Annotated in this window: 15 protein-coding genes; 2 read left to right on the forward strand and 13 right to left on the reverse strand. The window is 70.2% G+C overall.

Translation table 11 applies throughout. The features are described from left to right. Positions 1–4 precede the first annotated feature (4 nt). Positions 5–1,726, reverse strand: a complete 1,722-nt coding sequence (locus tag FZN60_RS00270) for a catalase (RefSeq protein ID WP_158869891.1) — start codon at positions 1,724–1,726, stop codon at positions 5–7. A gap of 192 nt (positions 1,727–1,918) precedes the next feature. On the opposite strand from FZN60_RS00270, the gene FZN60_RS00275 reads away from it, so the two are divergent. Next, positions 1,919–2,230 (forward strand): YkgJ family cysteine cluster protein, encoded by a 312-nt coding sequence (locus FZN60_RS00275; protein WP_158869892.1) that lies wholly within the window; start codon positions 1,919–1,921, stop codon positions 2,228–2,230. Positions 2,231–2,243: 13 nt separating this feature from the next. On the opposite strand, the gene FZN60_RS00280 is transcribed toward FZN60_RS00275, so the two are convergent. From FZN60_RS00280 to FZN60_RS00315, 8 genes are all read right to left on the reverse strand, one after another. Next, a complete protein-coding gene (locus FZN60_RS00280; RefSeq protein ID WP_158869893.1) occupies positions 2,244–3,185 on the reverse strand; it encodes a DMT family transporter in 942 nt (313 codons plus the stop codon). Positions 3,186–3,213: 28 nt separating this feature from the next. Beyond that, positions 3,214–4,917 carry a cis-3-hydroxy-L-proline dehydratase gene (gene lhpI, locus FZN60_RS00285; RefSeq protein WP_158869894.1) on the reverse strand — a complete coding sequence of 568 codons (1,704 nt, stop codon included), beginning with the start codon at positions 4,915–4,917 and terminating at the stop codon, positions 3,214–3,216. After that, the gene (locus FZN60_RS00290) at positions 4,914–5,915 is read right to left on the reverse strand and encodes a 4-hydroxyproline epimerase (protein ID WP_158869895.1); all 1,002 of its coding nucleotides are present in this window, start codon (positions 5,913–5,915) and stop codon (positions 4,914–4,916) included. The genes lhpI and FZN60_RS00290 overlap by 4 nt, the downstream gene beginning before the upstream one ends. 14 nt (positions 5,916–5,929) lie before the next feature. Further along, positions 5,930–7,183, reverse strand: a complete 1,254-nt coding sequence (locus tag FZN60_RS00295; protein WP_158869896.1) for an NAD(P)/FAD-dependent oxidoreductase — start codon at positions 7,181–7,183, stop codon at positions 5,930–5,932. A gap of 1 nt (position 7,184) precedes the next feature. Beyond that, on the reverse strand, positions 7,185–7,907 hold the full coding sequence (locus FZN60_RS00300; protein WP_158869897.1) for an amino acid ABC transporter ATP-binding protein: 723 nt from the start codon (positions 7,905–7,907) through the stop codon (positions 7,185–7,187). Continuing rightward, positions 7,900–8,553, reverse strand: coding sequence for an amino acid ABC transporter permease (locus FZN60_RS00305; RefSeq protein WP_158869898.1), 654 nt, complete (start codon positions 8,551–8,553; stop codon positions 7,900–7,902). The genes FZN60_RS00300 and FZN60_RS00305 overlap by 8 nt, the downstream gene beginning before the upstream one ends. 13 nt (positions 8,554–8,566) lie before the next feature. Next, the gene (locus FZN60_RS00310; protein WP_158869900.1) at positions 8,567–9,232 is read right to left on the reverse strand and encodes an amino acid ABC transporter permease; all 666 of its coding nucleotides are present in this window, start codon (positions 9,230–9,232) and stop codon (positions 8,567–8,569) included. A gap of 72 nt (positions 9,233–9,304) precedes the next feature. Then, positions 9,305–10,111 (reverse strand): ABC transporter substrate-binding protein, encoded by an 807-nt coding sequence (locus FZN60_RS00315; RefSeq protein ID WP_158869902.1) that lies wholly within the window; start codon positions 10,109–10,111, stop codon positions 9,305–9,307. A 179-nt stretch (positions 10,112–10,290) separates the two neighbouring features. Between FZN60_RS00315 and FZN60_RS00320 the strand changes: the two genes are divergently transcribed. After that, positions 10,291–11,328 (forward strand): Ldh family oxidoreductase, encoded by a 1,038-nt coding sequence (locus tag FZN60_RS00320; protein ID WP_158869904.1) that lies wholly within the window; start codon positions 10,291–10,293, stop codon positions 11,326–11,328. Positions 11,329–11,333: 5 nt separating this feature from the next. Here FZN60_RS00320 and FZN60_RS00325 read toward each other — a convergent pair whose 3' ends face one another. The 4 genes from FZN60_RS00325 to recQ form a co-directional block, all read right to left on the reverse strand. After that, complete coding sequence (locus FZN60_RS00325) at positions 11,334–12,305, reverse strand: dihydrodipicolinate synthase family protein (protein WP_158869906.1); 972 nt, start codon at positions 12,303–12,305, stop codon at positions 11,334–11,336. A gap of 117 nt (positions 12,306–12,422) precedes the next feature. Beyond that, positions 12,423–13,127, reverse strand: coding sequence for a GntR family transcriptional regulator (locus FZN60_RS00330; protein WP_158869908.1), 705 nt, complete (start codon positions 13,125–13,127; stop codon positions 12,423–12,425). Positions 13,128–13,308: 181 nt separating this feature from the next. Then, positions 13,309–14,337 (reverse strand): trans-3-hydroxy-L-proline dehydratase, encoded by a 1,029-nt coding sequence (locus FZN60_RS00335; protein ID WP_158869910.1) that lies wholly within the window; start codon positions 14,335–14,337, stop codon positions 13,309–13,311. A gap of 92 nt (positions 14,338–14,429) precedes the next feature. Further along, on the reverse strand, positions 14,430–16,325 hold the full coding sequence (gene recQ / locus FZN60_RS00340; RefSeq protein WP_158869911.1) for a DNA helicase RecQ: 1,896 nt from the start codon (positions 16,323–16,325) through the stop codon (positions 14,430–14,432). Positions 16,326–16,516: the final 191 nt, after the last annotated feature.

A 16,516-nucleotide genomic window follows, 5' to 3' on the forward strand; every position in this document is an offset into this window, starting at 1 on the left:
GGCCTTATTCGGCGGCCTGGCTCATGCCCTCGGCATCCTTGACGCTTCCCAGGCCCTTCAGCACCTCCTCGGCGCTGGCCCGGTAGTTCTTCACCGAGCTCGTCCACTGGCCCCAAACGTTCGGGTCGATCTTGTCGCCGTTGCGGCCGAGGTTCTGGAGGCGCTTCTTGTCCTCTTCGGTGAGGACCTGTTTCGGCAGCGGCTGGAGGTGGCGGACATCGTCGGCCGAGACGCCGATGCCCTGACCGACGCGATTGCCGTAATCGTCATGAATGAGCAGGAAGTGCCAGACCATGCGCTCCTGCACGTCGCGCTCGCACTGGCCGAGGAGGTCGACCATGTTGGCGATCAGGTCGTCGCGCTCCCAGTCCATCATGGTGTTGAAGCGCCCGCGCGCCTGGACGTAGTCGTTGCGCCGCTCGATGACGGAACGGGTCAGCCGCCCGCGGATCTCCGGCTGCTCGTTCGGCGCGTCGCGCGTCGATTCGGTCAGGCCATTATGGATCGAGGGCTCGAAGTTGACGTGCGGGTTCTGCCCCGGCGCGAGGTCGCGCCCGAAGCTCATCTGGCCGCCGTCGTAGTTGGTGGCGACCTTGGCGTTCTTGGCGCTGTTGACGGGCAGCTGCAGGTAGTTGGTGCCCACCCGATAGCGCTGCGTGTCGGAATAGGAGAAGGTCCGCCCGACCAGCATCTTGTCGTCGGAGAAGTCGAGCCCGTCGACGAGCACGCCCGTGCCCATGGCGATCTGCTCGTTCTCGTTGAAGAAGTTCTCGACGTTGCGGTTCAGCGTCATGGTGCCGACGTGGCGGAGCGGAAAGTCCTTCTCCGGCCAGATCTTGGTGTCGTCCAGCGGGTCCCAGTCGAGCTCGGGATGGTCGTGGTCCTCCATGATCTGCACGAACATGTCCCATTGCGGGTAGTCGCCGCGTTCGATCGCGCCGTAGAGGTTCTTGGAGGCCGAGCCGAGGTCCTGCCCCTGCACCTTGGCCGCTTCCGCCGCGGTGAGGCTGGCGATGCCGGCGCGCGGGTGGAAGTGGTATTTCACCAGCACCGTCTCACCCTGCGCGTTCACCATCTTGTAGGTGTTGACGCCGAAGCCCTCCATGTGGCGGTAGCTCGCCGGGATGCCGCGCGGGCTGAACAGGTGCGTCAGCATGTGCATCGACTCGGGCGTCTGGCTCATGAAGTCGAAGATGCGGTTCGGCTCCTGGCGGAAGGTGATCGGATCGGGCTTCAGCGAGTGGATCACGTCCGGGAACTTGATCGCGTCGCGGATGAAGAACACCGCGAGGTTGTTGCCGACGAGGTCCCAGTTGCCGTCCTCGGTGTAGAACTTGACCGCGAAGCCGCGCGGGTCGCGGGCGGCTTCCGAGGAGTCGCGCCCGCCGATGACAGTCGAGAAGCGGATGGCGAGCGGCGTCTTCTTGCCGGCGGTCTGGAAGAGCTTGGCGCGGGTGTACTTGGAGGCCGGCTCGTCGCCGATCTTGCCCGTCACCTCCAACTCGCCATAGGCGACGAAGCCGCGCGCGTGGACGACGCGCTCGGGAATGCGCTCGCGATCGAAATGGGTGATCTTCTCGAGGAAGTGGTAGTTCTCCAGCGTCGCCGGCCCGCGAGAGCCCACGGTGCGCTGCGACTGGTTGTTGGTGATCGGATGGCCCTGGCGGTTGGTGAGGACCTTGTCCGAACCGCCGGACGCTCCCGCGCCGTTTCCGTTCGTGCCCATCGATGTCTCCGTTGCTGCGGTGTTCGAGGCGCCGCCATGCCTGTCCGGCCTTGCCGCGGCGACGAAACGCGTTTGGAGCGGTTCCAGATAGGGGCGCCGCCCATGGTCTCAATCGGCAGGACCCCGGAGCGTTCCCGGCCACGGGAAAACTTCCGCGCCGCGCACCGCTGCTTTCCGTGCTATGGACCAGGCATGACCGACATCGATCCCGGCTTCGACTGCCGGAGCTGCGGCGCCTGCTGCGCCTATTCGGCCGACTGGCCGCGCTTCTCCACCGAAAGCGACGAGGCGCTCGACGCGATTCCTCCCGAGCTCGTCTCGGCTGACCTTTCGGGAATGCGCTGCGAGAACGAGCGCTGCGCCGCGCTCGACGGCACCCTCGGCGAGGCGGTGAGCTGTCGCATCTATGCCCTGCGCCCCGAGGTCTGCCACACCTGCCTGCCGGGCGATCCGGAATGCACCATGGCGCGTGCCGCCCGCGGCTGGGCGCCCGTCGCCGCCTGACGCTCTCGACGGATCAGCCGAGACCGATCAGCGCGGTGCCGGCGATGGCGAGGACGGCGCCGGCCCAAGCCGGTGCAGGAGGGCGGCGCTTTTCGCGCAGCCAGACGAGCGGCAGGATAAGGACCGGCGTCGTCGAAGCGAGCGTCGAGACCACGCCGACGTCGCCCGTCGTCAGCGCGGCCATCAGGAGCGACATGCCGAGCGTCGTGCCGACAAAGGCCGAGGCGACGGCGAGGCCCATCGCGCCCGGCGACAGGCGCGCGGCGCCCGCCCGGCCGATGGGCAGGGCGAGGAGGGCCAGGAAGAACAGGGCGGCGAGGCCCGAGCGCACGGCCATCGCCGTGAAGGGCTCGACGCCGGCCGCCATAGCGGGACGCGCGAAGAGGCTGCCGAGCGCCTGGCCGAAGGCGGTGACGGTGCCGAGCGCGATGCCGCGCCAAGGCGGGCCGGTGACGGGCGGCGCCGGCGGCACCGCGAGCGGCAGGGTGGCGGGCGCGACGGCCGGCATCGGTGGCGCCGCGCTGCCGCGCTTCAGGAAGCGGCGCGGCACGCCGATCGCCAGGACGACGCCGAGCAGCACCAGCGCGATGCCGAGCCCCTGCGGGCCCGAGATCGTCTCGCCGAGCGCGACGTAGCCGAGAACGAGCGCGAAGGGCGCCGTCAGCGAAAAGAGAAGGGCGGTCATGCGCGGCCCGACCGCGTCGATCGCGGCGAAGTAGGTCGTCGTCGCGATCATGATGCCGAAGAGCGAGGACGCTGCGAGGAAGCCGACCTGCCAGGCTTCGAGGCCGCGCCACCCGCCGACCGCGACCGAGAGCGTCCCCGTCATGGCGAGCGTCGCAACCATCTGCCAGCGGGCGAGCTGGAGAAGCGAAATCCGCCCCTTCAGCTCGCCGATCAGCATGGTGCCGACGGCCAGACACAGGGCGGAGGCGAGCGCCAGGGCTTCGGACATGGAATTCTCGGGGTGAGGGCGGCGCGGCTCAGGCCAGCCAGGCCGGCAGGCGCGGCGGCGCGCGGCCGGTGGCGAGCGCCTCGGCGCAGTCGTCGAGCGTGCCGAGCCGCACCGCGCAGCCCGACAGGCCGGGGCCGTAATGGGCGTATTTGCCCGATGTCGTGAGAACCGCCCTGGCACTGACGGGGAAGACCGGCCGCGAGATCGAGCACCAGCACAGGTCCGGGATCATCTCGACGCCGGAGGCGAGGAGCCGCGCCCGCGTGCCGTCGGTGTCCGCGGCGGCGATGACCTGCCGCCCGGCCGTGACGATCGCCGACACGCGCGGCATCCGCGGTCGGCCGCCTAGCGCGTCGGCCAGCGCCCGGCACTCGGCGAGCGAGGCGTGTGGGCTGCCGATCGCGACGAGGTCCACCGCCTCCGGCCCGTCGTTCAGCCGCCGCCAGCCTGCGGCGAGATCGGCGCGGGTGATCGCGACGCGCGGCGTGTCGGCGTCCGCGGCGCCCGCGGCGCCCGCGGCCTCGGGTGTCACGCCCTCGACGTGGAGCATGGGCGTGGCGGAGGTCGTGCCGAAGGCGGCGCAGAGCGCCTTGAGGTCGTCGCGCGTCGGAGCGCCCGCCGCGAGACCGGTCAGGAGCGGGATGCGGTCGGGCGCGGCACGGCCGGCGAGATAGCCGATCAGCGGCCAGACGGCGGCGTCGGTGCCCTCCGGCAGCTCGACGTCGACGATCAGCCGGGCGCGGCGCTCGGCGTCGAGATAGGGGCCGGCGAGGGGCGCGCGGCCGGTCAGCGCGATGCAGAGGTCGAGGAAATCGGGGTGCTTGGCCGTGCGTGCGCCGAGGACGCTGTTGGCGAAGATGACGGCGTTGGACTCCGACCAGCCGATCGCCTCGCCGGTCTCCGGCGCCTCGTCGAGAAGGTAGGGCGCGCAGGTGAAGGTCGGCCGGGCGCCCATCGCGACATAGGCGTCGGCGAGCCGCGCGGCCGGGGCGCCGAAGTCCGCGGGCACGCCCTGGGCGCGCCAGTTCTCGTAGTCGACGGAGATGGCGTTCATCGTGGTCGGCACGACGACGCGCGCGCCCTTGGCCTCCATCGCCTCCGCGAAGACGAGGTTGGCGGGGCTCGCATAGATGCAGCCGTCGATATGGGCGCGCGTCACGTCGGTGAGCCGCGCCGCGCCCTGCTGGCGCGCCATGGCGACGAGGATGCGCATGGCCTGCGCCGCGGCCTCGCCCTTGGCGCCCGCGAGAAGGGCGCGGTCGTTGTCGCTCAGCGCGAGCGCGGCCTCGAGGGCGGGCGCGATCGGGATGGTCAGGTCGCCGGCCCGGATCGCCTCCGCCGTGATCCGCGCCGAGCCGGCTGCCGCCAGCGCCGCGAAGCCGGGCTCGGGCAGGCGCAGGACCGGAAGCTCGCGGTCGAACATCTCGGCGGCGACGAGCGCGCCGAGCGTCGCGACGTCCTCCGGCCCGGAGAAGACGAGCGCTGCCGGCGCGCGCCCCGCCAGCGCCAGTTCCAGGAGGACGCCCGATCCCGTGCAGGAGCCGCGCGTCGAGGAGACGACGACGATCGCGCCCGCGAGGTCGGCGCCGGCCTGCGGGTGGCGCGCGTCGATGACGCGGCCGGTCGCCGGATCGACGCCGCCCCAGAAGCTCAGGGGCTCGGAGAGGGCGACGACGGGGCCCTGAGCGACGCCGGCGAGGATCGACAGGGCCTGGCCGAGGTCGCCGCTCATGTCACGACGAAGCCGTGGGCGAAGGGATCGCGGTCGTCGATGAAGATGGTGTTGATGCCCGTCTGGCGCGCCCAGCCGGCGATCGAGGGCACGATGGCCGGCTTGTTGCCGACGAGGGCCTCGGCCTCGACGCGGCCGCGGAAGAGCGAGCCGATGATCGATTCGTGGACGAACTCGTCGCCGACCTTGAGCTTGCCCTTGGCGGCGAGCTGGGCCATGCGCGCCGAGGTGCCGGTGCCGCAAGGCGAGCGGTCGATCGCCTTGTCGCCGTAGAAGACGGCGTTGCGGGCGTGCGCCTCCGGGTGGCGCGCGGCGCCGGTCCACTGGATGTGGCTGAGGCCCCGGATCTCCGGATGCTCGGGATGAACGAACTCGTACTTCTCGTTCAGCGCCCGGCGGAGCTTCGGCGAGAAGCCGATCAGCTCACCGGCGGTGAAGTCGGCTATGTCGCGGAAGTTCGCCTGGCTCTCGACGATGGCGTAGAAGTTGCCGCCATAGGCGACGTCTACGACGATCTCGCCGAGGCCCTCGACTTCCGCCGTCAGCCCTTCCGAATGAAGGAAGCCGGGCACGTTGGTCAGGCGCACCTCCTCCACGAAGCGGCCTTCCTGGCGATAGGTGATGTCGACCTTGCCGGCCGGCGCGTCGATGGACAGGCGGCCCGGCTCGCGCGGGGTGACGAGGCCGTTCTCGATCGCCATGGTGATCGTGCCGATCGTGCCGTGGCCGCACATGGGCAGGCAGCCGCTCGTCTCGATGAAGAGCACGGCGACGTCGCAGTCGGGGCGGGTCGGCGGGTAGAGGATCGAGCCCGACATCATGTCGTGGCCGCGCGGCTCGAACATCAGGCCGGTGCGGATCCAGTCGAACTCGCGCAGGAAGTGCGCGCGCTTCTCTAGCATGTTGGCGCCTTCGAGGCGTGGGCCGCCCCCTGAGACGAGGCGGACCGGATTGCCGCAGGTGTGGCCGTCGAGGCAGGAGAAGGTGTGGTTGGCCATGGGGTCGGCTCCGGTCAGAAGCGTTGGGGCGAGAAGGGCGCGAGGTCGATCGCGGGACAGGCGCCCGCGACGAGCTCGGAAACGAGCCGGGCGGTGCCGGCCGACTGGGTGAGGCCGAGATGGCCGTGGCCGAAGGCGTAGACCACGCGGCGCGTGGCGCGGGCCGGGCCGATGGCGGGAAGCGAGTCGGGCAGCGAGGGGCGGAAGCCCATCCACTGCTTGCCGCCGTCCGTCTTCAGCCCCGGCAGGAAGCCGGCGGCCTTCCGCAGCATGGCCTCGGATCGCTTGAAGTTCGGCGCGAGGTCGAGACCGCCGAGCTCCACCGCCCCGCCGACGCGGATGCCGGAGGTGAGGCGCGTGACGACGAAGCCGTGGCCGCCGAAGGTGACCTGCGTGCGCAGGTCGAAGGCACCCGCCGGCAGCGTCGTGTTGTAGCCGCGCTCGGTCTCAAGCGGAATGCGCTCGCCGAGCGTCGCGGCGAGCCTATGCGAATGGGCGCCGGCCGCGACGACGACGTGGGCCGCCTCGCGCGGCCCGGCAGCGGTGTCGATCGCGACGCCGGTATCCTTCGCTCGCAAAGCCGTCACCTCGGCTTGCTCGATCGTCCCGCCCTTGGCGCGGAAGCGCTCGGCCAGCGCCAGGACGTAGTCCTTGGGGTCGGCGATCGAGAACCAGCCGGGGGTGAAGGTGCCGTGGGTGAACCGGGGCGAGAGGCCGGGCTGGATCTCGGCCATCTCGTCCGGCCCCATGTGGCGGAACTCGATGCCGTGGCGCTCGCGCGCCGCCCAGCCGGGCAGCGAGCCGACGAACTCCGCCTCGCCCTCGTAGACCTGGAGGTTACCCTCGCGCCGGAGCATGCCGGCAGTGCCGGTGGCGGCGAGGAAGCCGTCGAGCTCGGCCTTGGAGAGGTCCATCAGCGCGGTCTGCGCCGCCGTCGAGGCCGCAACGCGGCTGGGATGGCAGGCCCGCCAGAACCGCCACATCCAGGGCGCGATGCGGTGCGCGTAGGCCGGCGGCAGGCTGAGCGGCCCGAGCGGGTCGAGGAGCCAGCGCGGCGCCTTCCTGAGGATGCCGGGCGAGGCGAGCGGCAGGATGTCGGTGAAGGCGAAGGCGCCTGCATTGCCCGCCGAGGCGCCGGCCGCCGGCCCTTCGCGGTCGAGGACGACGACGCTTAAGCCCCGCGCCTGGAGCGCGAGCGCCGCGGAAAGGCCGACGACGCCCGCCCCGATCACCGCCACGTCCGGGCGGTTCTGCGTGGGTACCGCCATCTCAGTGCGTCGCCGCGAGGAACTTCTGCGTCTCGGGTCGCTTGGGCGCGTCGAAGAGCTCGGCCGGCGGCGCGATCTCGGCCATGACGCCCTGGTGGAAGAAGGCGACGCGGTCCGAGACCTCGCGGGCGAACTTCATCTCGTGGGTCACGCAGATCATCGTCATGCCCTCGGATGCGAGCATGCGCAGCGTGTCCAGCACTTCGCCGACCAGCATCGGGTCGAGCGCCGAGGTCACCTCGTCGAAGAGCATGTATTCCGGCGACATGGCGAGCGCGCGGGCGATCGCCATGCGCTGCTGCTGGCCGCCCGACAGGCGGCTCGGATAGACCTTGAGCTTGTCGGCGAGCCCGACATGGCCGAGCTGCTTGACCGCGATCTCCTCGGCCTCGCGCTTGGACAGGCCGAGCACCTTGCGGGGCGCCAGCATGACGTTCTCGATGACGGTGAGGTGCGGGAAGGCGTTCCACTGCTGGAACACGATGCCGACCTTGCGGCGTAGCTTGTCGAGGTTCGTCGACTTGGCGTGGACCTCGACGCCGTCGATGCGGATCGAACCCGAATTGATCGGCTCCAGCCCGTTGATGCAGGTGAGGAGCGTCGACTTGCCCGATCCCGAGCCGCCGATGATCGAGACGACCTCGCCCTTGTCGACGGTGAGGTCGATGCCCTTGAGGACCTCCAGCGGGCCGAAGGATTTGCGAACGTTCTGGATCTCAATCATGGGGGGACCAGCGTTTCTCGAGATGACCGCCGAGCCGGGCGATGGGGAAGCTGAGGAGGAAGTAGATCGCCCCGCAGATCATGAGGATGAAGAGCGGCTCCTGGAGGCGGGTGACGAGGATCTGCGAGGCGCGAAGCAGCTCGATCAGCCCGAGCCAGAGGACGAGCGCCGAATCCTTCATGACGCCGAGCGTCAGGCCGATCCAGGAGGGGAGGGCGATGCGCAGGCTGAGGGGCGCCACGATCTCGCGCATGTCCTGGCCCCAGGTCATTCCGAGGGACCGCGCCGCCCGTCGCGTGGTCACGGGCACGGACTCCATGCTCCCGCGCACGATCTCCGTGCAGTAGGCGGCGGTATAGAGCGAGAGCACGGCGCAGGAGGTGGTGAAGGGCCCCCAGCCGAGCTTCAGGATCGACTGCAGCGCGTTGCCCAGCACCAGCTGGATGAGGAGCGGCACCGAGCGGAAGATGTCGAGGAGAAAGGTCAGCGGCGCGAACCAGATCGGTCCGAACTGGAAGCGCAGGACGCCGAACAGGATGCCGAGGATCGTGCCGACCGTGACGGATACGGCGGTGACGGCGAGCGTCATCCCCGCGCCTTGCGCGAGGAACAGGAGGTCGTTCAGCGTGAGGGCTGTATCGAACATCGGGAGCCCTCGATCAGTAGCGGAACAGGCGGCGGGCGACGAGCCGCGCGCCGAGCGTCACCGCCTTGGCGATGAGGTAGTAGATCACCGCCGCGATGGCGAAGAATTCGAAGGTGCGGAAGGAGCGCGCGTTCAGCTCCTGCGTGATGCCGGCAAGGTCGGTGTTCATGCCCACCGTCACGCCCAGCGAGGTCATCAGGATCGCCCAGACCATCTGGTTGGTCATCGGCAGGAAGGCGATGCGCAGCATCTGCGGCAGGACGATGAGGCGGAAGGCCTGGAGCGAGCCCATGCCGAGCGAGCGGCCGGCCCGCGCCTGCGTTTCGGGGATTGCCTTCAGCGCGCCGCGGAAGTTCTCGGCGAGATAGCCGGCATTGTTGAAGGCGATGCCGGCGAGCAGCGCCGCGAAGGGGCTGAGGTGGATGCCGAAATTGCCGAGGCCGAAATGGGCCATGTAGATCTGGAACAGCGCCGGCGTGTTGCGCGCCACCTCCACCCAGGCGACGGCGAAGCCGCGAAGGATGCGGCTGTCGGAGCGGCGGAAGAGAGTCAGCATGATGGCGAGGGCGAGCCCGATCACCATGGACAGGATGGCGACCTGCAGCGTGACGAGAGCCCCGTCCAGCATCTGCGGCAGCGCTTGCAGCGCCTGGTTCCAGCGGAAGGTGTAGCCGAACATTCGCTCTCGCCCGTGAAGAAGAGGGCGGCGCGCGACGGGGTTCGCCGCGCGCCGCCCGGACCGTTGCGAAGCTTAGCGGTAGACGCCGGGAACCGTCAGGTTCGGGGCTTCGCCGCCCACCCACGTCTCGTAGAGCTCGGCGTAGCGGCCCGTGCGGACCTGCTGGTTGATGAAGAGGTTGAGGTAGTTGATCAGCCCGTACTCTTCGCGGTTGGTGAAGAGCGCGACGTAGTCGGTGTCGAAGGGCGCCTTGCCGACGACCGCTATGTTCGGGTAGCTGCCCGTCTTCACGTTGGCCTGCGCGACGGTCGAGGTCGAGACGGTGGCGTCGAGCTGGCCCTGGCTCAGCGCCAGGAAGACGTCGGCCTGCGTCTGGTAGGGCCGGAAGGTGCCCTCGCCCCAGGCCTTGACCTGCTCCTCGAGGGCGATCGCCTCGTAGGTGCCGGCGGTGGCGCCGACGGTCTTGCCTTTCATGGTCTCGAAGGAGGTGACGCCCGAATTGGTGTTGGCCGTCACCGCCATCTCGAAGGCGAAGTAGGGGATGGTCATGCCGACCGTCTTGGCGCGCTCCAGCGTGTCGGAGGTCGAGGCGACGCCGACGTCGACGCGGCCCGACATCAGCGCCGGAATGCGCTCGGGGAAGGGCGTCTCGACGATCTCGGCGGTGACGCCCAGCGCCTTGGCGAGGTCGTTGCAGTAGTCGACGTCGAAGCCGACCGGGTTGTTCTGCGCGTCGCGCGAGCCCATCGGCGGGAAGTCGAGAACGACGGCGCAGCGCAGCGTGCCCGACCCGATGATGTCGTCGAGCTTGTCGGCCTTGGCCGGAACGGCGAGCGCTGCCGCGGCCATGAGGCCGATCGTGATGGCCTTGATCTTCATAGTGGAAACTCCCCCGGGATGATTCGGCACCGAGTCCCCTGCGACGCGGCGGCCATGCCTGATCAAACAAAAAATACAATTAGTGTGCAAGAGTGTTGACGCCGATTCCGCTCCTCGCCCACCATTCGCGACGGCGCGTCGCGCCCATTTCATATCCTGCCTGCCCGGAGCCGAAGACGATGAACGACACGACCCGCCTCACGATCGAGGACCTCTACGCCCGCGTCGTGGCGATCCTGACCAAGGCCGGGCTCAACGCCGTGCAGGCCGGAGCGCTCGGTTCCGTGATCGTCGCGGGCGAGCGAGACGGGGCGAAGTCCCACGGCATCTACCGTATCGAAGGCGTCATGCGCACGGTCAAGGCGGGCAAGGTGGTGCCGGACGCCGTCCCGGAGTTCGGCGTCGACGACGGCACGGCGATCCTACGCGTCGATGCGCGCGGCGGCTTCGCCAATCCCGCCTTCGAGCTCGGCCTGCCGCACCTCGCCGAGCGCGCTCGCAAGCTCGGCCTCGCCGCCCTCGTGATCAACGACTGCACGCATTTCGCCGCCCTCTGGCCGGAAGTCGAGGCGATCGCGGGACACGGGCTGGCGGGGCTCGCCATGTGCCCGAGCTACGCTTCCGTTGCGCCGACGGGCGGCACGCGCCCGCTTCTCGGCACGAACCCGCTCGCCTTCGCCTGGCCGCGGACGGACGGCACCCCTTACGTCTTCGACTTCGCGACCTCGGTCGCCGCCCGCGGCGAGATCGAGCTGAAGCGCCGCGCCGGCGAGCCCTTGCCCGAAGGCTGGGCGATCGACCCGCAGGGCCAGCCGACCACGGACCCGGAAGCGGCGCTCGCCGGTGCCATGCTGTCCTTCGGCGGACACAAGGGCTCGGCCATCGGCACGATGATCGAGCTCCTCGCCGGCATCATGATCGGTGACCTGACGAGCCCGGAATCGCTGGAGCAGCTCGGCACGACGACGCTCGCGCCGGCCCATGGCGAGCTGATCCTCGCCTTTTCGCCGGAAGCCTTCGCGAAGGGGCGGCCGCGCGATCCCTTCGCCCGCGCCGAGGTTCTGTTCGAGGCGATCCTCGGCCAGGGCGCGCGGCTGCCATCCCAGCGGCGCTTCGCCGCGCGCGAGCGCTCGCGCTCCGAGGGCATCGTTCTGAGCGCGGCCGAGACCGCGCTCCTCGATCGACTCCTGGAGCGCGGCCTCGACGCGGTTTCCTGATCGGCTCAGGCGGCCGCGGCGCGCTGCGGCGCGCCGAGGCCCTCGGCCCGGCTCCAGCTGGCGTACCAGGCTTCGAAGAGCTTGAGCTGCGCCTCGACGTAGCCGCGCTGGCTCTCCGACAGGGCGTCGGTCTCGTTGAAGTGGAGCGCGTACTCGGCGTTCCCCTTCAGCACCATCATGTGCTTGTAGAAGAGGACGAGGTCCGGCCCCTCGTCGAAGGAAGACAGGACGGCGAGCGCCGATTCCAGCTCCAGCGCGCGGCGGCGGGCCACCGCGTCGCCGTTCGCCGCCGCCTTCGACAGATCGCAGAGCTGGATGACCTCGCGCGGCAGAACGTTGCCGATGCCGGTGATCGCGCCCGTCGCGCCGCAGTTGACGAAGCCGTGGAAGACGGCGGTGTCGACGCCGACCATCAGGGACACGCCGTCGTCGCGGCTGGTGATGTTCTCGGCGGCGTAGCGAAGGTCGGACGGGCCGCCGAACTCCTTGAAGCCGACGAGGTTCGGGTGCTCGGCGCGCAGGGCGAAGAACAGGTCCGCGCGGGTCGCGAAGCCGTAATAGGGGCTGTTGTAGATCACCGCCGGCAGCTCCGGGGCGGCCGACAGGATCGCCTTGAAGTGCGCGGCCTGCGCGGCGGGCGAGGGGCCGCGCGAGAGCACCCGCGGGATCACCATCAGGCCCTTGGCGCCGACGGACTGGGCATGGGCGGCGTGCGCCGCGGCCGAGGCCGTATTCACCGCGCCGGTTCCCACGATCACCGGCACGCCGGCCTCTGCGAGACGGGCGACGCCTTCCATGCGCTGCGCGTCGGTGAGGAGCGGCCAGTCGCCCATCGAGCCGCAATAGACCACGGCCGACATGCCGGCCGCGATCAGCTCGCGGCCCTTGGCGACGAGCGCGTCGAAGTCGGGCGTGCGGTCCGCGCGGCAGGGGGTCATCAGCGCCGGAATGACGCCGGAAAAAATCTCAGCTTTCATCGCGATTCCTCGTCGATCGTCGAAACGGGCCGCGGGGGCACGAAGCCGCGCCGGAGCCGGACGAGGCGCACTATCTCCTATTGCATTATGTTTGTCGACAAGATTTCTGAGCGATGGTCACAGCTCCATGTCGAGACGTCCGCCGCGCAGAAACAAGGACTGGACCTTGTGGGCGATCTGCTCGCCATGGGCCTTGGCCAGGGCATCGGCGGCGGCAACGTCGCGCCGCTCGATCGCGGCGATCATCGCCTCGTGCTCGTCCACGAACTCCCGGGGCAGGCGGTCCTCGTAGGCGTTGTAGTAGATGCGCAGGATCCGCCGGCCCTGGTCGAGGAGGCGGTTGAAGAAGGCAAGGAAATGCGGATTGCGCCCGGCCTCGGCGATCGCCGTGTGAAAGGCGGCGTTGGTGTCGATCATCGCCAGCGCGTCCTGCGCGGCGACGGCCTCGGCGAACTGGAACTGCGCCGCGCGGATCGGCTCGAGGTCGGCCGGCCGGTGGTGCTCGGCGGCGAGGCGCGTCGTCACGCGGTACATCAGCACCAGCGCATCGAAGTAGGTGTGGAGGTTCAGGTAGTCGATGTTCGACACCATGGTCGAACGGTTGGGCAGCGTGTTGACGAGCCCTTCGCCGGCGAGGCGCACCAGCGCCTCGCGGATGGGGGTGCGCGACACGCCGAAGCGCTCGGCGAGCTGCACCTCGTCGATCGCGCTGCCGGGCGGCAGGACGAGGTCGAGGATCTCGTCGCGTAAGGAGTCGTAGACCATCCGCGCGCCCGAGCCGCGCTTGCGCTCCGTCGGGGCGGGCCCCGGCTCCTCGGTCATGCAGCTGTCCTCGCGGCGGTCGGGGCGGGTATCGGTCCCATGGGCAGGTCTCGAAGGGCCAGGGCTGTGCTCGCGCCGGCGGATCGGCGATTCGCGCGGCCTTCAAGCTGTGGACGGCGCGCGCGCGGTTCGCAACGCCGCCCTGAGACGGCAAGCGCCCCCGCTGCCGCGCAGCCTCGCCTCAAAGGTCCATCGGCCAGGTGTCGGAGAGGCGGTAGCCGGCGGGGAAGGGGTCGGCGGGGTCGACCATGAGCTGCTGGGTCCCGACGATCCAGGCGCGCCCCGAGATGATCGGGCTGATTGCCGGCTTGCCGCCGACCTCGACGCCCGCGTCGATGCGGCAGTGGAACTCGGTGTCGATGATCGAGGTGCCGACGAAGCGCTCGCCGACCTGCATCTCTCCCCGCGCGTGAAGAACGGCCATGCGCGCCGAGCAGCCCGTGCCGGTCGGCGAGCGGTCGACCTTGCCCGGCCGGATCGCCACCGCGTTCTTGCCCCACAGCACACCGTCGCGCCGCTCGACCGGATTGGTCATCTGGCAGAAGGAGATGTGGTTCCAGTCGGTCGTCGGGTGCCGGAAGCCGAGCTGCTCGTTGGCGGCCGCCGTGATCCGCACGCCGAGCCGCGCGATGTCGCGGGCCTGATCCGGCCTGATCTCGACGCCGATGGAGGCGGCGTCGACGATCACGAAGCTGTCGCCGCCATAGGCCGTGTCGACGGTGATCGTGCCGAGGCCCTCGACTTCGAGCTTGGCGTCGAGCCGGTCGGCGAAGGAGGGGACGTTGCGCACGCTGATGCGCTCGGCCTTGCCGTTCCGGCAGTCCGCCTCGACCTCGACGAGGCCGCCCGGGGCTTCCAGCACCATGCGCGTCACCGGCTCCTCCATCGGCACGATGCCGGTGTCGAGGAGGACGGTGGAGACGCAGATCGAGTTGGAGCCGGACATCGGCGGCGTGTCGGCCGGCTCCATGATGATCCAGCCCATCTTCGCGCGCGGGTCCTTCGGCGGCACGAGGAGGTTCACGTGCCGGAAGACGCCGCCGCGCGGCTCGTTGAGGACGAAGTTGCGCAAGCTCTCGTCCTTGGCGATCCAGCGCGACTGCTCCCAGACCGTGTCGCCGGGCGGGGGCGCGACACCCCCGACGATGACGTCGCCGACCTCTCCTTCCGCGTGGCAGGTGACGACGTGAACGACCTTCGACGTGCGCATTTCCGGATGATCCTCGGGATGGGCGGGGCTGTCGGGCCCCTTCGCGCGGGAGGATAGCGCCCGGCAGTGGCGCCGCGCCACACACTCCCGCGCTAGTCCGCCGCTTCGAGGACCTCCAGGAAGGCCTCGCCGTAGCGCTCCAGCTTGGCCTGGCCGATGCCGGGGATCCTGGACAGGGCGGTCATGCTCCTCGGGTGGGCCTCCGCCATCGCCCGCAGCGTCGAATCATGGAAGACGACGTAGGGCGGCACGTTCTGGTCGCGGGCAAGCTGCAGGCGAACCTTGCGCAGCGCCTCGAAGAGGCCGAGCTCGGTCTCGTCGAGCCCCGCGACGGATCCCCCCGGCCCCTTGCGGTCGCGATCCCGGCCGCGTCCGCCCCGCCCGCCGCTTCCGCTCTTCCTCGGCCGGTCCTGGCGCAGCGTGACGGGCCGTTCCTTGCGGAACACGGCGCGCGCCGGCTCCTCTTCCAGGCGCAGCGCGCCGAAGGCGTCGTTGTCGACGCGGATGAGGCCCGCCGCCGTCACCTGCCGCAGCACCGACTGCCAGGCGCGCGCGTCGAGGTCCGACCCGACGCCGAAGACCGGCATTTCGTGGTGTCCGAAGCGCTCGACCTTGTCCGTGCGCTTGCCAGTCAGGACGTCGATGACGTGGCCGGCGCCGAAGCGCTCGCCGGTGCGGTAGACCGCGGCGAGGAGCTTGATCGCGACATCCGTGCCGTCATAGGTCTCGACCGGGTTGAGGCAGGAATCGCAGTTCCCGCAGCCCCCTGGATGGCGCTCGCCGAAATGGTGCAGGATCGCCGCGCGCCGGCACGCCGTCGTCTCGCAGATGCCGAGCAGCGCGTCGAGCTTGGAGCGCTCGACCCGCTTGATCTCCTCGCCGGCCTGCCCCTCGTCGATCATCCGCCGGCGCTGGACGACGTCCTGCATGCCGTAGGCCATCCAGGCCTCGGCGGGCTCGCGGTCGCGCCCGGCGCGGCCGGTTTCCTGGTAGTAGGCCTCCACGGAGCCGGGCAGATCGAGATGGGCGACGAAGCGCACGTCCGGCTTGTCGATGCCCATGCCGAAGGCGGTGGTGGCGCAGAGAACGAGGCCGCCAGCGCTCTTGAGAAACGCGTCCTGGTTCGCCGAGCGGTCCTCGGACGGCATGCCGGCGTGATAGGCGAGGGCGCGGATGCCCTCCTTGTTCAGGAAGGCGGCGGTCTCCTCGACCTTTCGCCGGCTGAGGCAGTAGACGATGCCGTCCGCGCCGTCGTGGCGGGCGAGGAAGTCGAGGAGCTGGCGCCGCGCATTGTCGCGCTCGACGATCTCGTAGCGGATGTTGGGCCGGTCGAAGCTCGTCTTGAAGACCGGCGCGCCTTCGAGGCGCAGGCGCTCGACGATGTCGCCCTGCGTCGCCGGATCGGCGGTGGCGGTCAGCGCGATGCGCGGCACGTTCGGGAAGTCGTCGGCGAGCGCCGCCAGCTCGCGATATTCCGGCCGGAAATCGTGGCCCCAGGCGCTGACGCAATGCGCCTCGTCGATGGCGAAGAGCGACACGTCCACCCGCGAGAGCGCCTGCCGGAAGCCCGGCGTCGTCACGCGCTCGGGCGTTACGTAGAGGAGCTTGAGGCGGCCGTTCATGAGGTCGCGGCGCACCGCGTCGCGCTCCTCCTCGGCCATGCCCGAGTTCAAGGCCGCGGCCGCGACGCCGGCCTGGCGAAGCGCCTCGACCTGGTCGCGCATCAGCGCGATCAGCGGCGAGACGACGACCGCCGTGCCGCGGCGGCAGAGCGCCGGCACCTGGTAGCAGACCGACTTGCCCTCGCCGGTGGGAAACAGGACGACCGCGTCGCCGCCGGCCACCAGCCGCTCCACCACCGCCTGCTGCTGCCCGCGAAAGGCCGCGTGGCCGAAGACCGCCTTCAAAACATCTTGCGGGTCGCGTCCCTCGAGATCGGCGACGGGGTTCCGGGTCGTGGGCGGAGCGTCGGGAGCGGATCGGAGCATTCGCGTCAGTTGAATCCCATGTCGTGCGGCGTCGAGCAGCCGGCGGGTTCGCGACCGGTTTGGTGAAGGCAAGCGCGTCCCCGTGTCAATCGAGCGACGCGTCCGCTTCCCACCGCAGCGCTCCCGCGTCCCGGCATCCTGCATGTGGGCGTTGGAACAGAAGCACGAAAGACCCGGACGCGGTCGCGCCG

The sequence above is a fragment of the Antarcticirhabdus aurantiaca genome (assembly GCF_009765365.1).
Taxonomy (GTDB): domain Bacteria; phylum Pseudomonadota; class Alphaproteobacteria; order Rhizobiales; family Rhizobiaceae; genus Antarcticirhabdus; species Antarcticirhabdus aurantiaca.